We start from the raw sequence: 17,255 nt of genomic DNA, 5'->3' as shown, positions 1-17,255 counted from the left end.
CGGGGCCGTCAGCTCCGCACCTGGATCAGCGCATGCGTCCCGCCCGTCCGCCACCGCTGTCCCTCCGCGGCCACCAGCGCCGCCTCCGTGCGCGCGTCCAGGCCGGTGATCACGTCGGACTTCAGGGTGCGCAGGGCGGCGACCGGGCCCGGAAAGTGGGCGGTGACGTCGGCGAACGGCGTGGTCGGCGGCCAGCGGCGGTCACCGACGAGGCGCCGGTAGTTGAGGTCGCCCTTGAGGACGGTGAGGGTGGCGGCGGCGAGCTCCGCACGGAGGTCACCGGGCATCTCGGCGTAGGGCAGCGGGGCGCAGGAGAAGGGGTGGGCGCGGACGGTGAGGCGGCCGTCCGTCATCGCCGACCAGAGGACCTGGCCGTACGCGGCCGCCGCGCCCGGTGCCGACGTCAGCCGGCGCAGGGCGTCGAGCACGTCGGAGTGCGTGGCGTCGGAGACGTAGTACGGATGCGTCTTGATGTGCAGGACGGCCCGTCCGATCCGCCCCGTGGTGAGGAGGTGGGCGATGAGGAGCAGGTCGGGGACGAGCTCGCGGCCCGCGTTGTCGGCGATCAGGCACAGGGTGGCCGAGCCGGAGGGCGGGAGCAGCGACCAGAGGGCCTCGCTGTCGTCGGCCACCAGGGGCGGGGTGTCCGCGGAGGTCCCGTCGGGCGCGGCCGACAGCCGGAAGCCCAGGTCCGCCCGGTTGCCCCAGAGGGAGCCGTGCAGCAGCGCCCGGTCCTGCTCGTCGGTGGGCAGGTCCGCGAGGGCGTCGAGGGCGGACAGTTCCTCGTCGGTCTCCGGGGCGTCGAGTTCCGCGCTCTTGGAGGGGCGGAAGGGGTCGATGCCCTGCCAGGGACCGGGGGTGAAGTAGCCGACGGCTTCGAGGAGTTGGCGGTAGAAGTAGCTCTCCGACCACAGCCACGGTACGTCGAACCAGGACCGGCCGGTGTACGCGTCGGCGCCCCAGGCCGTCCAGCGGTCGCCGTCGTGCGCGTCGGCCGGGAGCGGTTCGATCACGCCCTTGGTGCACTGCGCGAGGAGCGCGTCCAGCGCGCGGTGCCGCTCGGGGCCGTACGGGAAGGACTCCCGCACCTGCCGGATGATCGCCGGATGCCGTTCGGCGAGGACGCTGTGCGGGAACGAGCCGGGTTCGTTCCCGAGGAGCAGGGGCGCGGGCGGGGTGTCGGACCTCTCGGGCATGCGCCTCACGGTACCGCGCGTGCCATACGGCTCATACGGCTCTGATCTCCCGCTCCAGCTGTGTCGCGAGCGTCAGGTAGCGGGCCCGGCGGGGTACCGGGACGAGGCCGCGGATCATGATGTGCCACATCTCGGCCACCCGGCGGGGCTGGCGTGCGACGGGTTCGAGGGAGCGGCCGACGACGCGGGTGCCGACGAAGAAGCAGACGAGGGAGTGCGCGGCGGCCTCGGCGTCGATGTCCGGGTGTATGTCGGACTCCTTTGCGGCGCCGAGGAGTCTGCGGGTGGTGATGTCCAGCAGCTCCGTGTAGGGGTGCCGCAGCGGCGGCCGTATCACCACTCCCCCGGTGGCCAGGCGCAGGCCGGCCCGGGGGATCGGGCCCTCGACCGACAGGCGCGCTATGCCGAACGTCGTGCGTATCAGGGCCTCCAGCGAGGTGTAGCCCCGGCCGTCCATCTCGGTCGCCACCTGCCGGGACGCCCGGGACTGAAGCTCCATGATCGCCTGGGCGAGGTCCTCCTTCGCCGCGAAGTGGAAGTACAGGGCGCCCTTGGTGACCTGGGCCTGCTCGACGATGTCGCTGAGACTGGTCGATTCGTAGCCGTGACGGTCGAACAGTTCGGCGGCTGCTGTGAGGATCGTGGTGCGGGTCTGTTCAGCGCGTAACTGCCTCGCCATCAGCTGGACTCTCCTGTGACGGAAAAGAACGGGTCGTGCCGTTTGTTTTCTCCTGCCCGCACACGATATCTCAGTACTCCTCCGTACCCACCCCGCACTCGAATACCGTCGACTCTCCCTGCCGTCCCACGACTTGCACATCGGTGCCGTGCGCTCCTGCCCGTCCCTCGGCCTCGATCCAAAGGGGCAGGTCAAGTTCCGCGTACTGATGGAAGACGGCATGGAACGAAGCCGCTGTCCGGCGGGCGGTCCGGGCCTGGGCCCGCACGGCCTGGCGGACGGCTTCCAGGAGCAGCATGCCGGGTACGTGGTCGAGCGGGTGGTCGAAGAAAACAGCATGGCCGGTATCGACTCGCAGTTGCCAGCGGTCGGGGTGCCCGGCCGGGGCGAGTACGACGTCGTCGGGCAGGGCACGGTCCACCGCGGCGGGCGGCAGACCGGGCGGGACCGGCAGCGCGGACACCGTCGCCGCGGTGCGGCCGCCGCGCAGTCGGCGGTAGACGGCCGCGCTGGTCCAGGTGGCGGCCACGTGCGCGGTCGCGACGCGCACTTCGCCGAGGCGTATCTGCGCCACGTAGCGGAATCCGGCCGGGCGGCCGCCGCGCCTGGTGACCTCGGGGACCGTGATGTGCAGGACGGGTTCGGCGGGCGCGGCGCCCATGACCAGGTGCTCGGGATGCGTGGTGATCCGTAGCTCCTGCAGCACGAACTGGTGGCCCAGGGGTACTTCGTAGGCGGTGTGGGCGATGAGGGTGCCGGCCTGGCGGACGGTTTCGGCGACGAGCAGGGGCTCGTAGGCCGAGCGGTCCGGCGACACGTGTAACTGATGAGCACGCGGCCACTCGGCGAAGACGGTGAACTGGTCTGTGGCAGGGCTGGTCGCGCCCGTGAGAAACGTTTCCGCGACCGAAGCGCGGTGGACGAGCTGGCGAGGTACGGTGGCGGTCAGGCCCTCCGGTACCGTCGGATGCTCGGCGAGCGGCGTTGTGGCGAGTGGCCGCGGATAAGGCATGTCCCCTCCTTGGGTCCCCCGTATGTGCGCTGACAGACGGCGAGGTACCCGTGCCGCGAGCGTTAGAGTACGAGGCGACCGGTTTGTTTTCAATGCGGCCCAGGGTCGCCCGGCAGTGCCCGACCCGCTCCGGCGCACGCCCGGCGCAGAGGCCAACTCGGCGCAGCGGAGGGGCTGTTATGGCGAGGCAGGAGCGCGCCATCAGAACGCGGAGGATGATTCTCGAGGCCGCCGGCGCGGTCTTCGACGAGCACGGGTACACCGCGACGACCATCTCGATGGTCCTGGACCGGGCCGAAGTGACGAAGGGCGCCCTGTACTTCCACTTCTCCTCCAAGGAATCCCTCGCCCAGGCCGTGCTGGACGAGCAGACGCCGTTCGGAGCGGTCCCGCCGCAGCCGTGCAAGCTCCAGGAACTGGTCGACATGACCTTCGTGTTCGGGCAGCGGCTGCTCGGCAACTCCCTGCTCAAGGGCAGCGTGCGGCTGGCGGTGGACCAGAGCGCCCCGCGCGGCGTCGACCACTCCGGCCCGTTCCTGCAGTGGGCGGACCTCCTGGCCGGGCTGCTCGAACAGGCCGGTGAGCAGGGCGAGTTGCTGCCCACCGTGCAGCCGCGGCAGACGGTGGAGATGCTGGTCGGGGCGTTCGCGGGCATCCAGTTGATGTCCCGCGCGCTGACCGACCGGGAAGATCTGGCGGAGCGGATCTCAGTGCTGTGGGGACATGTCCTGCCGAGCATCGCGGTGCCGGGCCTGCTGCTCGGTATCGACCGGGAGCCCGACCGCGGGGCCCGGGTGCTGGCCGCCCTCGACGAGGCCGGCACCGGGCGGGCCGTCGTCGACGCGCCCGGCCGCTGAGCGGGCGCGGTACCGACCGGAGCGGCGGTTTCCGCCCCGGCCGTGGTGGTCGCCACGCACGACGGGCCGGCCGATGCCCCATCCGCATCGGCCGGCCCGCCCGTTCGTGGTGCGCGCCCGTCGCGGGCGCGCGGTCGGTCGTCGGCCGCGAGGCCGGTCGACCAGGTCGAGCTAGAAGGTCAGCTTCCAGCTGTTGAGCGTGCCCGTGTCCTGGGCCGCCGTGTCCTGGACGCGCAGCTTCCAGGTGCCGTTGGCGCTCTCGCTGGAGGCGTTCACCGTGTAGGTGGTGCTGACGTTGTCCGCGGAGTCCGAGGAGCTGGACTTCAGGCGGTAGCTCGTGCCGTCCGGCGCCACCAGGTCGATGACCAGGTCACCGCGGTAGGTGTGGGTGATGTCCACGCCGACCTGGAGGGCCGACGGGGCGTTGCCGCTGCGGCCGCTGACCGCGATGGAGGACTCGATCGCGGCGCCGTTGTCCGGGATGGCGGCGGCCGAGGTGCTGGTGAAGGTGGTGCCCCCCGTGGAGCCGCCGGAGCTGCCGCTCACCGCCTGCACCGTCTTGGCCGCGTCCGCGAGGCCGGAACCGCAGCCGCCGGAGCAAGTGCCGGGCAGCGTGCGGGCGTTGGACTTGATCGCCGACTCGATCTGCGCCGGGGTCAGGGACGCGTTGGCCGACTTCATCAGCGCGGCGAGGCCCGCGATGTGCGGGGCCGCCATGCTGGTGCCCTGGTAGTACTCGTAGCTCTCGCTGGACGGGCCCTGGGAGCCGGAGTTCAGCGTGGACAGGATGCCGTTCGCGGTGACGGAGTTGGTCTCGCCGCCCGGCGCCGCGATGTCGACGACCGATCCGAAGTTGGAGTAGTAGGAGCGGTTCCCCTGGCGGTCGGCGGCCGCCACGCTGATCACGTTGTTGCAGCTGGCCGGCGAGTAGTTGGCGGCGTTCGCGTTGCTGTTGCCCGCCGCGACGACGACCGTCGTGCCACGGTTCACCGCCGCGTTGATGGCGCTCTGGGTGGCGGTCGTGCAGGCGCCGCCCCCGCCGAGGCTCATGTTGATGACCTTGGCGACGTTGGTGTTCGCCGGGACACCGGAGACCGAGCCGCCGGACGCCCAGGTGATGGCGTCGATGATGTCGGAGTCGTATCCGCCGCACTGGCCGAGGACCCGCAGCGGGGAGACCTTCGCGCCGTACGCGATGCCCGCGACGCCCTTGCCGTTGTTGGTGACGGCGGCGATGGTGCCCGCGACATGGGTGCCGTGCCAGGAGGAGGTGGTGGCCGTCCAGTCGGCGGCGCACTGGCCGTCGGTGGTCCAGTCGCCGGTGTCGGCCGGGTTGCTGTCACGGCCGTTGCCGTCGTTGGAGACGGCGGTGTCGGAGATGAAGTCGTAGCCGCCGACGATGTTGGCGCCGAGGTCGGAGTGGGTGACGTAGCCGGTGTCGATGACGGCGACGGTCACCCCGCTGCCGGTGGCGACGTCCCAGGCACCCGGCACGTTCATGCCCGCGGTGGACTCGAACAGGTCCCACTGCTTGCTGTACTCGGTGTCGTTGGGGGTGGCCAGCGGCTTGTTCAGCCGGTCCGGTACGACGTAGGCGACCTGCGGGTCGGCCTGGTACTCGGCGACGACGTCGGCGACGTCGCGCTTGGTGAGCCTCTCGCCCAGGTCGACGAGGGCGGCGCCGGAGCCGAGGCGGCGCTGGAAGTCGAGGTCCTCGCCGGCCTCCTTGCCCTTGGCGGCGGCGTCGGCCTCGGCGGCCTTGTTCGACTTCGCCTCGGCGGCGCCGGACTTGTAGCCGACGATGAGGCGCTCGGCCGGGGTGCCGGGGGCGGACTCGGTCCGGTCCGCCGGGACGGCGGCGGCTTCCCGGGTGGGGGAATCCTGGGCCACGGCGACCGAGGTGGTGGTGGCCGTGAAGAGCGCGGCGGAGACCGCGGCGACGGATATCAGCTTCCGTCTGAGAGAGGCAGAGGTACGCAAGGGAGTGCCCTTTCGTGGCCGGCCGTACTCCGGGCAGCGCGGAGCGGCGGTCGATTCGCTTCGTCCTCGAAGCGGCGGGGGTCCGCCGGGAGGGCGGGTGGGGGAAATACCGCGAAGGCGGGTGGGGCGGTGCGACGAACGCGGGTGGGGCAGTGCGGGGCGCGCGGCGGCCGGCCTGGCGCGAGCTACGACCCGTTCGGGGTTGCCTGTGGGTCGGCTGTGGTCGAACGATAGGCAAAGAGAAGGTCATCGGGATACAGGGGAAACCCTCGATCCGGCCGGAAAGCCACCCTCTACGTCGGACGGTTGACCGGTAATGCCGGGCTTTGCCCGGCTCGTCGGGCGGTGAACGCGCCGGGCCGGTTTCCCGTACTGCACGAGGACACTTGCCGCGTCGGCCGAGGAGACGTTCCGGATGTCCCGGATGCCCTGGATGAGATCACACCGCACCGCCCTGGCGGCCACCGCCGTCGCACCACTGCTGCTCACGGTGTGGGCGGCGGGCCCCGCCGGTGCGCACGGTGCGCCCACGGATCCGGTCAGCCGGGTGTACGCCTGCTCCCCCGACGGCGGCGGCGCGTCCCGGTCGGCGGCCTGCCGGGCGGCGGTCGCGTCGAACGGGGCGCCCTTCACGGCCTGGGACAACCTTCGGATCGCGAACGTGAACGGCCGGGACCGGCAGGTCGTCCCCGACGGACAGCTGTGCAGCGGCGGCCTGCCCGCCTACCGCGGCCTGGACCTCGCGCGCGCCGACTGGCCGTCCACGCGGCTCACGCCGGGTTCGCCTCTGACCATGCGGTACGTCTCGACGATCCCGCACACCGGCACCTTCAAGCTCTATCTCACCAAGCCCGGCTACGACCCGGCGAAGCCGCTGGCCTGGTCCGACCTCCCGGACAAGCCGTTCGCGCAGGTGAAGGATCCGGCGTTGACGGAGGGGGCGTACCGGATCAGGGCGACGCTGCCGTCCGACCGGACCGGACGCCATGTGCTGTACACGATCTGGCAGAACAGCAGCACGCCGGACACGTACTACTCGTGCTCGGACGTGGTGTTCCCGGCGGGCCGGGACGGGGACGGTGAGTCCGAGGGGAGCGGCGGCGGGGGCACGGCTTCCGCCGCCGCGAACGCGGATCGGGACAACGGCCCCACGGCCGCCGGTTCCTCGCCGGCGGCCGAGTCGCGCGGGACCGTCTCACCGACACCGTCCGCCCCGGCCGACGCCGAGGCCCGGCGCACGCGGGACGCCGCCACGCCCGACAGCACGCCGGTGGCCGCCACCGGCGGCGCCGGTTCGGGGCCCTCGACACCGCTGCTGGCGGGCGGCGCCGCCGCGGTGCTGGTACTCACCGGGGGCGCCGCCCTGGCGCTGCGACTGCGTCGGGGGTGAACTTGCCTTCGGTGGGCGTCAGTTGACGTAAACGGCCTCCCCGCCGCTGGTCACCGGGGCGTACTTGGCGGTGAAGTAGCCGTTGGCGAAGCAGAGGGACGAGCCGGAGACCTTGGTGAACTGGGCGGCAGCGAAGTTGATCGTGTTGTCGGCGTTGCTCGCCGTGCCGGACAGGCTGGGGGCCTGGTAGACGCAGTTGATGCTGCCGAGCAGGGTGCGCAGGACGACCGTGGTCTGGATGGTGGAGCCCGCGGCGGGCGTGACGGTGACGCTGCCGTCGGAACCCACGGCGGAGCTGTACGGCAGGTTGTTGACCGTGATGCCGGTGACGCCGAGCACGCCGACCACGTTGGCGGTGCAGCTGGCGGCGTCGAAGGTGTGTGCGGAGACCGACTCGGTCGCGGTGCCGGGCGCGCCGGGGTTGTCCGTCACCGTGGCCGTGAACTGCGACGACGTGCAGGAGATGCCGCTCGTACCGGTCGCGCTGGAGTAGAACGTGGCGGCGGTGCCGCTCGCCAGCGGCGCGGTGAGGACCTCGCCGGCCGCGACGGCCGTACCGCCGACGGACCCGGTGGTGAGAACGGCGCCGTCGGCCGCGGACGCGGAGCCCGCCATCGGGAGGGTGAGAGCTGCGACGGTGCCGGCGAGGGTGATGAGGGTGCGGGTGCGCATGGGGGTGTACCTCGGCTTTCGTTGCGGGGGTGTGCCCTGAGGGCCCTTGGGGCTCAGGGGGATCGGGGAGTGGGGGGGGTGCGCGAGTCGGTGTGTGCCGTCGCCGGTCCGTGGCGCCTTCTCCGTCCGTCCCGGACCGGCGACGGCAGCCCGGCCGGTGACCGGACGGAGACCCTGGGGAGGGCTCCGTCCGGACCGGGCGGGGGGCGTCCTGCACGGGCCGAGGGGGGAAGCGACCGTGACGGCGCCGTGGAGTGATCTCGCGGAATGTGAAGGACATCAGGTCCGGGAACGCGGGCAGAGGCCGCGCGGCACGGCGGATCCGGCGCCACGGATCCAGGGGGGAGCCAGGGAGAGTTGTAGACCTGAGTGTCAGTCAACGTCAAGCATTTACAAGGGAGTTGATGGTTCCGGACGAACTTTTCGAGGCCCCCCGGGGTGTATGACTCACAGACGGCACACAATCAACACTCTTTTTGCACAACCACCTTGACCCTCAGGTGTAACCACCGGTAACTTCCCGGCTTGGCTACTGCGGAGTACGAGAAAACCCTTGCATCCGCCGGGAGTTGCGAGGAGTCGTGCGCCGTGGGTGCTGTCCGCGCCAGGACAACGTGCCGCTGATGCCCTACCCGCACTTTCATGCACCTGGGAGCAGTTATGGCCAACACCCCCGAGAACCCGGAAAGCGGTTCCATGTCCGAAGCGTCCGAAACCTCCGACGGTCCCGCGAGACGCGGGCGGGTCCGGGCGCGCCGCGCCGCCGTGATGGCGGTACCGGCCACCCTGGTCGCCGGCGCCCTCGCGGTGCTCACCGCCGAGGGCGCGCTGGGCGTGCAGTTCGCGATCTCCGGCATGCCCTTCACCGTCACCGCGACGGAGCTCAACGGCACCGGGTTCGAGCAGTTCGGCGGCCTCGACGAGATGGCGCCGGGCAGCCCCAACGCGGGGGACACCGGCGGCCAGGTACTGGTCGTCACGTCCGCGATCAAGAACGCGACGCTCACGAAGCTGTGCCAGAGCGTCGACCTCGGCGGCACGAACCTGCTCATCACGGCGGGCAGCGGTGCGGAGAAGGTGTCCGCGAGCGATCTGACCACCGACTCGACCGAGCTGTCGGGTGACGCCGCGTTCAACAACATCGAGATCGGCAACGACGCGAGTACGTTGACCAAGGCCGGGGTGAAGGGGCCGATCGGCGTCTTCAGCCAGCAGGCGGACACCGTGCGCATCGCCAACCTGCGGCAGACCAACTATGCGACCACGGCGGGGGTGTTCAAGCTTCCGGGCCTGAAACTCCGTTTCAGCAGCACGGGTTGCTGATGGACCCGCGTACGGATCCCCGGTCGGCCTTCCGTCGCTGGCGGGCCGACCGGCCGTTCTGGGGCGGGCTGCTGCTCACCCTGGGCGGGGCGGAGGTCCTGCTCACCATGAAGGCGTCCATGAAGGTCGTGCTGCATGTCGGCATGCAGGGACTGGCCGGGTACCTGTTGCCGGCGCTGATGATGCTGCTCGGCCTGTTGATCCTGTTCAATCCGGCGCAACGGCTCTTCTACTCGATCACCGGGGTTCTGGTGGCGTTGGGAACGTGGCTCACGTCGAACCTGGGCGGCTTCTTCGTGGGGCTGCTGCTGGGGGTCGTGGGCAGCTGTCTGGCCTTCGGGTGGCTTCCGGACCAGGAACCGCGCAAGCGCCGTCGGCAGCGGCGGGAGGAGGCCGCGACGAGGGTTGGCCAGGAGGCCGGGGAGCCCGCCTGAACCGGGTTCGCCGGACCTCCCCCGGCGTCCCCGGCCGCACCTGCGCCCCCGGCCAACTTCCCAGTACTGTCGGCCGGTTGGCCGACTGGGCCCGGCCCGTCGCCCACGTCCCGGAGGCCCCATGTCCGCCGACCCCGTCGACACCGAGACCGCGCACTCCGCCCGTATCTACGACTACATCCTCGGCGGCGAGGACCACTACCCCGCCGACCGGGAAGCGGGCGACGCCATGGCGCGTGAATGGCCTGCCCTGCCCGTGCACATGCGGGCCAACCGGGACTTCATGCATCGCGCCGTGCGGTATCTCGCCGAAGAGGCGGGCATACGGCAGTTCCTGGACGTCGGTTCCGGGATTCCCACCTCGCCCAACATCCATGAGATCGCCCAGTCGATCGCGCCCGCGGCACGGGTGGTGTACGTCGACAACGATCCGCTCGTACTCTCGCTCAGCCAGGGCCTGTTGTCCGGCGCCGGTCAGGGCAGGACGGCGTACATCGAAGCCGACATGCGCGAGCCCGCGACCGTTCTCGGCGCCCCGGCGTTGCGGGAGACGCTCGATCTCGGGCAGCCGGTCGCGCTGGCCGTCATCGCGATCGTGCACTTCATGCTGGACGAGCACGACGCCGTGGGGATCGTGCGACGGCTGCTCGAACCGCTGCCGGCGGGCAGTTACCTGGCGATGTCCATCGGCACCGCCGAGTTCGCGCCGGACGAGGTCGGCCGGGTCGCCAGGGAGTACGCGGCCCGGGGCATGCCGATGCGGCTGCGCACCCTCTCCGAGGCCGAGGAGTTCTTCACCGGTCTGGACCTCGTCGAGCCGGGCATCGTCCAGGTCCACCACTGGCGTCCGGACGGCACGGCCACCGAGTCGATCCGGGACGAGGACATCGCCATGTACGGGGCCGTCGCGCGCAAACCGGGTTGAGACCGCGCCGAGCCCGTTTGCGAGCGCAAGCGGTGGGGCGGGGTGCGCGCCGGCCCGCCCTCCCGCCAGCGGTTCATCACGATGTGGCAGCAACGACTCACGCCGTGTGGTTGCACACTTGACTACCGGTGGTCACACGCGATTGGCTCCGCCCCAGCGAGAGTTCACCAGGTCGGGGGCCTCCCCGTTCGACTCCGGCCGCGCTCTCGTTCGTTCCTCCCGCTCGGCCGCACAGCGAGGTGCCGCACCCTCATGAAGACCCCACCCCCCTCCTCCGTTCTCACTCGCGTCGCGGTCGGCACGGCCGCCGCGTGTCTGCTGCTGGCCGGCTGCTCCGCGGTCGGTGCGACCGACGACGCGTCGGACACGGACGCGGCGGGCACCGCACGGCTGAAGGTCACCCTCATCACCCACGGCGGCGAGGGGGACGCCTTCTGGGAGCTGGTGCAGAAGGGCGCCCAGGCGGCGGCCGCCAAGGACGACATCGACCTCACCTACGCCAACGACTCCGACCCCACGGGCCAGGCGCGGTTGATGCGGGACGCGATCCGGCAGAGAGTCGACGGCATCGCGGTGACCCTGGCCAAGCCGACCGCGATGGCCGGTCCGGTCGCCGAGGCGCGGTCGGCGGGCATACCGGTGGTGGGCCTCAACTCAGGTGTGGACGAGTGGCAGTCCGCGGGGCTCCTCGGCTACTTCGGCCAGGACGAGAGCGTCGCGGGCCGCTCCGTCGGTGACAAGCTGGACGACCTCAGGGCCAAGCACGCCCTGTGTGTCATCCACGAGCGCGGCAATGTCGCCCTGGAAGCCCGCTGTGCGGGCGTGAAGAAGGCGTTCGGCGGCGACACAGAGAACCTCTACGTGGACGGCACCGACATGGACGCGGTGACCGACGCCGTGGCGACGCGGCTCTCCCAGGACCCGAGCATCGACGAAGTCGTCACCAACGGGGCGCAGTTCGCGCTGGCCGCGGTGAAGTCGGCCGAGGAGGCGGACAGCAAGGCCCATGTCGCGACCTTCGACCTCAACAAGGATCTGGCCCAGGCGGTCCAGGACGGCGACGTGCAGTTCGCGGTGGACCAGCAGCCGTATCTCCAGGGCTACCTCGCGGTGGACTCCCTCTGGCTCTACCGGACCAACGGCAACACCCTCGGCGGTGGCGCCGCTCCCGTACTCACCGGGCCGGCGTTCGTCACCAAGGCGAACGTCGCCTCGGTCGCCCGGTTCGCCGCCAACGGAACCCGCTGAGCCGACAGTTCTCCCGACGGTGTCGCCAAAGATTCGGTCACGCGTGACGCGTACGCTCACTAGTGCGGATAGCATCCTGCGCACCCCCTGTGACGTGCCGGACACGCCGCCACCCTTGGCGCTCGTCCCCTTCCGCTTCCGCGCTGACCCCCCTCCCGCCCTCCGCTGATCGCCCTAGGACGACAATGTCTCCACGGACAGGTCCCCGGCGCCGCCTCGGCTCCATCCGTCTCTCCCTGATCCTCCTGGCCCTGGTGCCCAGCGTCACGCTCGCCGCCGTCTGGAGCGTGACGACGATCCAGATGTTCTCGGAGGGCCTGCGGCTGCGGTCGCAGACCGGGCTGAGCAGGTCGACGGGGGCCATGGGCACCGAGGCCACGCTCGCGTTGCAGCAGGAGCGCAGCTACTCCGCCGTATGGCTGGCGTCGCGTCAGGAGGAGGCCCGCACCGCCCTGGACGCGCAGCGGAGCAGGACGGACAAGGCGGTGGCCAAGCTCCTGGCGCAGTCGGAGGAGATCCAGCAGGCGCCCGCCCGCATCAAGGACCGGCTGTACTCGGTCGTGGCGTCCGTGAGCAGCCTGGAGTACTACCGGGGGCAGGTGGACAAGCCCACCGACATCCCCGCCGTGCAGGCCCTGGGCCAGTACACGTCGATCATCGACGACCAGATCCACGCCTTCCAGGAGCTGTCCCAGGTCGACGACGGCGATCTGACCTCGCAGGCCGGTCCGCTCGTCTCGCTGGAGCACGCGGCGGAACTGGTGTCCCGGGAGGACGCGCTGCTGACGCTGGCCTCGCCGTCGAGGAAGATGGACGAGAAGACCTGGACCGAGTTCGCGGAGCTGGTGAACACCCGGCGGTGGCTCGTCGAGGACCAGATCCTGCCCTCGCTCACCGGGGGCGCGAAGGCGGAGACCGAGCGGATCCTGGCGAGCCCGCAGTGGCGGACCCTGGAGTCCGTCGAGGACCGGGTGCTCGCGGCGCGGGCGGCGGCGCGTACCGAGGGCGACATCGCCGTTCCCGACGCGCAGAAGGAGTGGCGGGCCGCGCTGGTCAAGGTCTCGGCCGAGTACGAGGTGCTGATCCGGCAGCAGACGACCGGACTGCTGCAACGCAGCGCTGACAACGCGCGCGGCCTGCTGATCAAGGCGGCGTCGCTGAGCATGGGCGGGCTGGTCGCGCTGCTGCTGTGCGTCGGGATGTCGTGGCGGATCACCCGCTCGCTGTCCCGGCGCCTGCACGGCCTGCGCGAGGCCACCCTGAGCCTCGCGCACGAGCGGCTGCCCGACGTGGTGACCCGCCTGGAGCGGGGCGAGAAGGTCGACGTGGAGCTGGCGACCCCGCCGCTGGACTACGGCCACGACGAACTGGGCCAGGTCGCCAAGGCGTTCAACACCGCCCAGCGCACCGCCGTGCACACCGCCGTCGAACTCGCCGACACCCGGCGCGGCTTCCAGAAGGTCATCCTGGGCATCGCCCGGCAGAGCCAGAACCTGGTCAACCTCCAGCTGACCAAGCTCGACGCGCTGGAGCGCGCGCACCAGGACCCCGAGGTCCTCAAGGGACTGTACGAACTGGACTCCACGGCAAGCCAGTTGCGCCGCTACGAGGAGAACCTCGTCATCATCAGCGGCGAGCGGCCCGGCCGCAGCTGGAGCGAGCCGGTCGCGCTGATCGACATCCTGCGCAGTGCCGTCGGCGAGGTCGCCGAGTACCGGCGGGTGGAGGTGCACACCGAGGAGGAGGTGCACCTCGCGCCGCCCGCGGTGGCCGACGTCATCCATCTGCTGGCCGAGCTGATCGAGAACGCCACCCTGTACTCCCCCGCCCCGGCGCCGGTCACGGTGCGGGCCGCGATGGTGGCCAAGGGGCTGGCCGTGGAGGTCGAGGACCGTGGCCTCGGGCTGTCCGAGGAGGACTACGCCTCCTTCAACGCACAGCTGGCCGAGCCCCCGCAGTTCGACGTGGTGGCGCTCGCCGACGACCTGCGCCTCGGCATGTTCGTGATCGCCCGGCTCGCCCAGCGGCACGGCATCGCCGTCACCCTGCGCTCGTCGCCGTACGGCGGCACCACGGCCATCGTGCTGCTCCCGCACGATGTCGTGGTCCGGGACATCGCCGCCCCGGACCGGGACGAGGTGGAGCACGCCGGCGCCGCCGAACCGGAGGAGCCCGTACGCGAGTCCCGCCCGGTCGTACCGGCCCGCACCACGACCGAGCACACCGCCGCGCCCGAACAGAGCGGCACGCCCGAGCGGACCGCCGCGCGCGTCGTCCGCGGTGACGGCCTGATTCCGCTGCCCCGGCGCGTGCCGCAGACCAGCCTGGCCGCCGAACTACGTGAGGAGACCCCGTCCGCCGAAGAGGACGGATGCACCGACGACTTCACCGCCGAACGCGCCGCCTCCTCGCTCTCCTGCTTCCAGCGGGGGACGCTCCAGGCCCGCGACGAAAACGACCACGAGGCACCGAACGCGCCCAAGGCCGAGGACCAGCGGGTCCCGGCCACTCGGGGGGCGCGTGACGACGGGGACCGAGAGGAGCCGCCCACGGCCGGCTCGGCCCGTTCCGCCTCTTCCGCCACGTCCTGCGCTCCGCCCGCCGACCGTTCATGAAGGACATCGTTATGACACGCCCCACCCCCGCCACGGACACCCAGCTCGATCAGTTGCTCACCGGACTCGTGGAGCGGGTCGCCGACGTCAACCATGCCGTCGTGCTCTCCGAGGACGGTCTGGTGGTGAGCAAGTCGACCGGGTTCCTGCGCGACGACGCCGAGCGGCTGGCGGCGACCGCGTCGGGGCTGATGAGCCTCAGCAAGGGCGTCAGTCTGGACTTCAGAGGCGGGCCGGTGCGGCAGGCGCTGATCGAGATGGCCAACAGCTATCTGATCCTCACCTCGGCCGGGCCCGGCGCCCATCTCGTCGTCCTCACCAACCAGGGCGCGGACGTCGGCGTGGTGGCGTACCAGATGAACATGCTGGTGAAGAAGATCGGCGAGCATCTGTCGGCGGCACCGCGGGCCCATGTCGGCCCTGGCGCGTGAGGTGGCCGGAGACGATTCGGCGGGCCGGCTGGTACGTCCCTTCACGCTGACCGGCGGCCGGACCCGGCCCAGCCGCAGCGACTTCACCCTGATCACGACGGTGACGGCGGTGGATCCGCCGCCGGAGCGGGCGCCGCGTCCGCAGCCCGAGCAGACGCGGATCCTGCGGTACTGCGCCCGGCCGCTCGCGGTGGCGGAGCTGGCGGCCCATCTCGACCTGCCGGTGAGCGTGGTGGCCATCATGCTCTGCGATCTGCTGGAGGCGGGTCTGATCACCGTGCACCCGCCGCACCCCGTCACCCCCCGCACCCCGGATCTGGACCTGCTGCAGAAAGTGAGGGACGGCCTTGGCCGGCTCTGACACCACCGTGGGGGCGATCACGGCCCCCGACACGGTCAAGATACTCATCGCCGGCGGTTTCGGCGTCGGCAAGACCACCATGGTCGGGTCGGTGAGCGAGATCGCCCCGCTGCGCACCGAGGAGTCCCTCACCGCCGCGGGGCTGGGCATCGACGACCTCAACGGCATCGAGGAGAAGCGGGCCACCACCGTGGCCCTGGACTTCGGCCGCATCACCATCAACCGGGAGCTGGTGCTGTATCTGTTCGGTACCCCCGGACAGCAGCGGTTCTGGTTCATGTGGAACGACCTGGCGATCGGCGCGCTCGGGGCCGTCGTGCTGGTCGACGTCCGCCGGCCGGAGTCCAGTTTCGCGGCGATCGACTTCTTCGAGCGCCGGGGCATCCCGTTCGTCGTCGGCGTCAACGGCTTCTACGGCGCCCATCCCTACCCGGCCGAGGACATCAGGGAGGCTCTGGCGCTCCCGGAGCACGTACGGGTGCTGCTGTGCGACGCCCGTGAGCGCGAGTCGAGCCGTGACGTACTGATCGCCCTGATCGACCAGTTGATCGCGGACGCCGAGGAGGCCGACTGAGCCGCGAGCGGTCGCGTCCGTGTGGCGGGAATCCGCCAAGGGTGACCATGTGATTGACGTGGCCTCGGCTCTCTCCTAATTTCTGGTCGATTCCCCGAACCACGTTCGAAATATCGGCCGCAGAGTTGTAAGACAAGCCCCCCGCACCCCCTGGAGAGCCGCATGACGCACCCCTCCCGCAGACACTTCCTCGGCATGGCCGCCACCGTCCCGCTCGCCGCGACCGGTGCCCTCACCCTCGGTGCGGGGACCGCCCACGCCGCCGACTCGGCGTACGCGATGGTCTACTTCACCGAGTCCAACACCATGCTGGAGGCCGACTACAACCTCCACCTCGCCGTCAGCACCGACGGCCTGCGCTGGACCCCGCTCAACCAGAACGCCCCCGTCGCCACCCCCACCCTCGGCGCCGGCGGTCTGCGCGACCCGTTCCTGCTGCGCAAGCAGGACGGCACGTTCACCGTCCTCGCGACCGACCTGAGCGGTACGGACTGGACCCGCACCAGCGTCAACATCCACGTCTGGGACTCCACCGACCTGCGCACCTTCACCGGCTACCGGCTGCTGAAGCTGCACGACATGACCACCACGCACAGCTGGGCGCCGGAGGCCTTCTGGGACGCCGCACGCGGCCAGTACGGCATCCTCTACTCGTCGGTGAACAGCAGCGGCCACAACGTCATCATGGTCAGCTACACGACCGACTTCCGTACGACGACCAGCCCCCAGGTCTTCTTCGACCCCGGCTACGACGTCATCGACGGCAACCTCACCGTCGGCGTGAAGGGCGTCAACTACCTCTACTTCAAGAGGAACGGCACCCTGGTCGGCGCCCGCTCGACGAGCCTGAACCCCGGCAGTTTCACCCCGTTCAGCACGGCGGTGAACCACGGGGGCACCGAGGCCCCGACGGTCGTGAAGTCCCTGACCGGCAACACCTGGTACCTCTGGGGCGACACCTACACGCCGAACGGCGTCTTCTACGTCTGGCAGACGGGCGACCTGGCCTCCGGGACCTGGACTGCGCTGGACCAGAAGCTCTACACCCAGCCGCTGAACTCCAAGCACTGCGGCATCCACCCGATCACGTCGACCGAGTACAACAACCTGATAGCCAAGTGGGGCGCCCCCGCCTGGAACCGGCTCAAGTCGTACAACTACCCGGCGCGCTACGTCCGGCACAGCGGCTTCGTGGGCCGGATCGACGAGTACCCCTTCGACCCGTTCCCCGACTCCCAGTGGAAGCTGGTGCCGGGCCTCGCCGACTCCTCCGCCGTCTCGTTCCAGTCGGTCAACTACCCGACCCGGTATCTGCGGCACTACAACTACGCCCTGCGCGTCGACGCGAACGACGGCACGTCGACGTTCGCGGCAGACGCGACGTTCTACCGGACGGCCGGGCTCGCCGACTCCTCGTGGGCGTCGTTCCGCTCGTACAACAACCCGACGCGTTACATCAGGCACTCCGACTTCGCCCTGCGCATCGACCCGGTCTCCACGGCCACCGAACGGCAGGACGCCACCTTCTACGTGGGCTACTGACCGGCCCCGGACAGCC

16 protein-coding genes are annotated in these 17,255 nt (G+C 70.8%); 11 read left to right on the top strand and 5 right to left on the bottom strand.

From position 1 onward, the window contains the following. Positions 1–8 precede the first annotated feature (8 nt). The 3 genes from ACFU95_RS06520 to ACFU95_RS06510 form a co-directional block, all read right to left on the bottom strand. Positions 9–1,196, bottom strand: coding sequence for a damage-control phosphatase ARMT1 family protein (locus tag ACFU95_RS06520; RefSeq protein WP_383822619.1), 1,188 nt, complete (start codon positions 1,194–1,196; stop codon positions 9–11). A 31-nt stretch (positions 1,197–1,227) separates the two neighbouring features. Continuing rightward, positions 1,228–1,875 (bottom strand): ScbR family autoregulator-binding transcription factor, encoded by a 648-nt coding sequence (locus ACFU95_RS06515; RefSeq protein WP_383822617.1) that lies wholly within the window; start codon positions 1,873–1,875, stop codon positions 1,228–1,230. A 70-nt stretch (positions 1,876–1,945) separates the two neighbouring features. Then, complete coding sequence (locus ACFU95_RS06510) at positions 1,946–2,887, bottom strand: ScbA/BarX family gamma-butyrolactone biosynthesis protein (protein WP_383822615.1); 942 nt, start codon at positions 2,885–2,887, stop codon at positions 1,946–1,948. Positions 2,888–3,066: 179 nt separating this feature from the next. Between ACFU95_RS06510 and ACFU95_RS06505 the strand changes: the two genes are divergently transcribed. Further along, positions 3,067–3,744 (top strand): ScbR family autoregulator-binding transcription factor, encoded by a 678-nt coding sequence (locus tag ACFU95_RS06505; RefSeq protein WP_383822612.1) that lies wholly within the window; start codon positions 3,067–3,069, stop codon positions 3,742–3,744. A 171-nt stretch (positions 3,745–3,915) separates the two neighbouring features. Here ACFU95_RS06505 and ACFU95_RS06500 read toward each other — a convergent pair whose 3' ends face one another. Beyond that, complete coding sequence (locus tag ACFU95_RS06500) at positions 3,916–5,724, bottom strand: S8 family serine peptidase (RefSeq protein WP_383822609.1); 1,809 nt, start codon at positions 5,722–5,724, stop codon at positions 3,916–3,918. Positions 5,725–6,148: 424 nt separating this feature from the next. On the opposite strand from ACFU95_RS06500, the gene ACFU95_RS06495 reads away from it, so the two are divergent. Further along, on the top strand, positions 6,149–7,114 hold the full coding sequence (locus tag ACFU95_RS06495; protein ID WP_383822946.1) for a lytic polysaccharide monooxygenase: 966 nt from the start codon (positions 6,149–6,151) through the stop codon (positions 7,112–7,114). A gap of 18 nt (positions 7,115–7,132) precedes the next feature. Here ACFU95_RS06495 and ACFU95_RS06490 read toward each other — a convergent pair whose 3' ends face one another. After that, entirely contained in the window at positions 7,133–7,786 is a 654-nt protein-coding gene (locus ACFU95_RS06490; RefSeq protein WP_383822606.1) for a Tat pathway signal sequence domain protein, read from the bottom strand. Positions 7,787–8,482: 696 nt separating this feature from the next. Here ACFU95_RS06490 and ACFU95_RS06485 point away from each other — a divergent pair. The 9 genes from ACFU95_RS06485 to ACFU95_RS06445 all read left to right on the top strand — a co-directional run bounded on the left by ACFU95_RS06485 (position 8,483) and on the right by ACFU95_RS06445 (position 17,239). Continuing rightward, a complete protein-coding gene (locus ACFU95_RS06485) occupies positions 8,483–9,109 on the top strand; it encodes a DUF6230 family protein (protein WP_383822604.1) in 627 nt (208 codons plus the stop codon). Then, the gene (locus ACFU95_RS06480; RefSeq protein WP_383822601.1) at positions 9,109–9,543 is read left to right on the top strand and encodes a DUF6114 domain-containing protein; all 435 of its coding nucleotides are present in this window, start codon (positions 9,109–9,111) and stop codon (positions 9,541–9,543) included. The genes ACFU95_RS06485 and ACFU95_RS06480 overlap by 1 nt, the downstream gene beginning before the upstream one ends. Before the next feature lie 121 nt (positions 9,544–9,664). After that, positions 9,665–10,468, top strand: a complete 804-nt coding sequence (locus tag ACFU95_RS06475) for an SAM-dependent methyltransferase (protein WP_383822598.1) — start codon at positions 9,665–9,667, stop codon at positions 10,466–10,468. A gap of 252 nt (positions 10,469–10,720) precedes the next feature. Continuing rightward, complete coding sequence (locus ACFU95_RS06470) at positions 10,721–11,716, top strand: substrate-binding domain-containing protein (protein ID WP_383822596.1); 996 nt, start codon at positions 10,721–10,723, stop codon at positions 11,714–11,716. Positions 11,717–11,901: 185 nt separating this feature from the next. Continuing rightward, positions 11,902–14,331 (top strand): nitrate- and nitrite sensing domain-containing protein, encoded by a 2,430-nt coding sequence (locus tag ACFU95_RS06465; protein ID WP_383822593.1) that lies wholly within the window; start codon positions 11,902–11,904, stop codon positions 14,329–14,331. Between the two features lie 11 nt (positions 14,332–14,342). Beyond that, positions 14,343–14,762, top strand: coding sequence for a roadblock/LC7 domain-containing protein (locus ACFU95_RS06460; RefSeq protein ID WP_048586515.1), 420 nt, complete (start codon positions 14,343–14,345; stop codon positions 14,760–14,762). Next, complete coding sequence (locus tag ACFU95_RS06455; RefSeq protein ID WP_383822590.1) at positions 14,743–15,123, top strand: DUF742 domain-containing protein; 381 nt, start codon at positions 14,743–14,745, stop codon at positions 15,121–15,123. The genes ACFU95_RS06460 and ACFU95_RS06455 overlap by 20 nt, the downstream gene beginning before the upstream one ends. Next, complete coding sequence (locus ACFU95_RS06450; RefSeq protein ID WP_383822587.1) at positions 15,110–15,697, top strand: ATP/GTP-binding protein; 588 nt, start codon at positions 15,110–15,112, stop codon at positions 15,695–15,697. Before ACFU95_RS06455 ends, ACFU95_RS06450 begins: the two co-directional genes overlap by 14 nt. A 162-nt stretch (positions 15,698–15,859) precedes the next feature. Then, positions 15,860–17,239 (top strand): glycoside hydrolase family 43 protein, encoded by a 1,380-nt coding sequence (locus tag ACFU95_RS06445; protein ID WP_383822584.1) that lies wholly within the window; start codon positions 15,860–15,862, stop codon positions 17,237–17,239. The last annotated feature ends 16 nt before the right edge of the window (positions 17,240–17,255 follow it).

The organism is Streptomyces sp. NPDC057623, from assembly GCF_042800355.1.
Lineage (GTDB): Bacteria > Actinomycetota > Actinomycetes > Streptomycetales > Streptomycetaceae > Streptomyces.
Note: the sequence above shows the minus strand (reverse complement) of the source record. Positions and strands in the feature narration are given on the sequence as shown.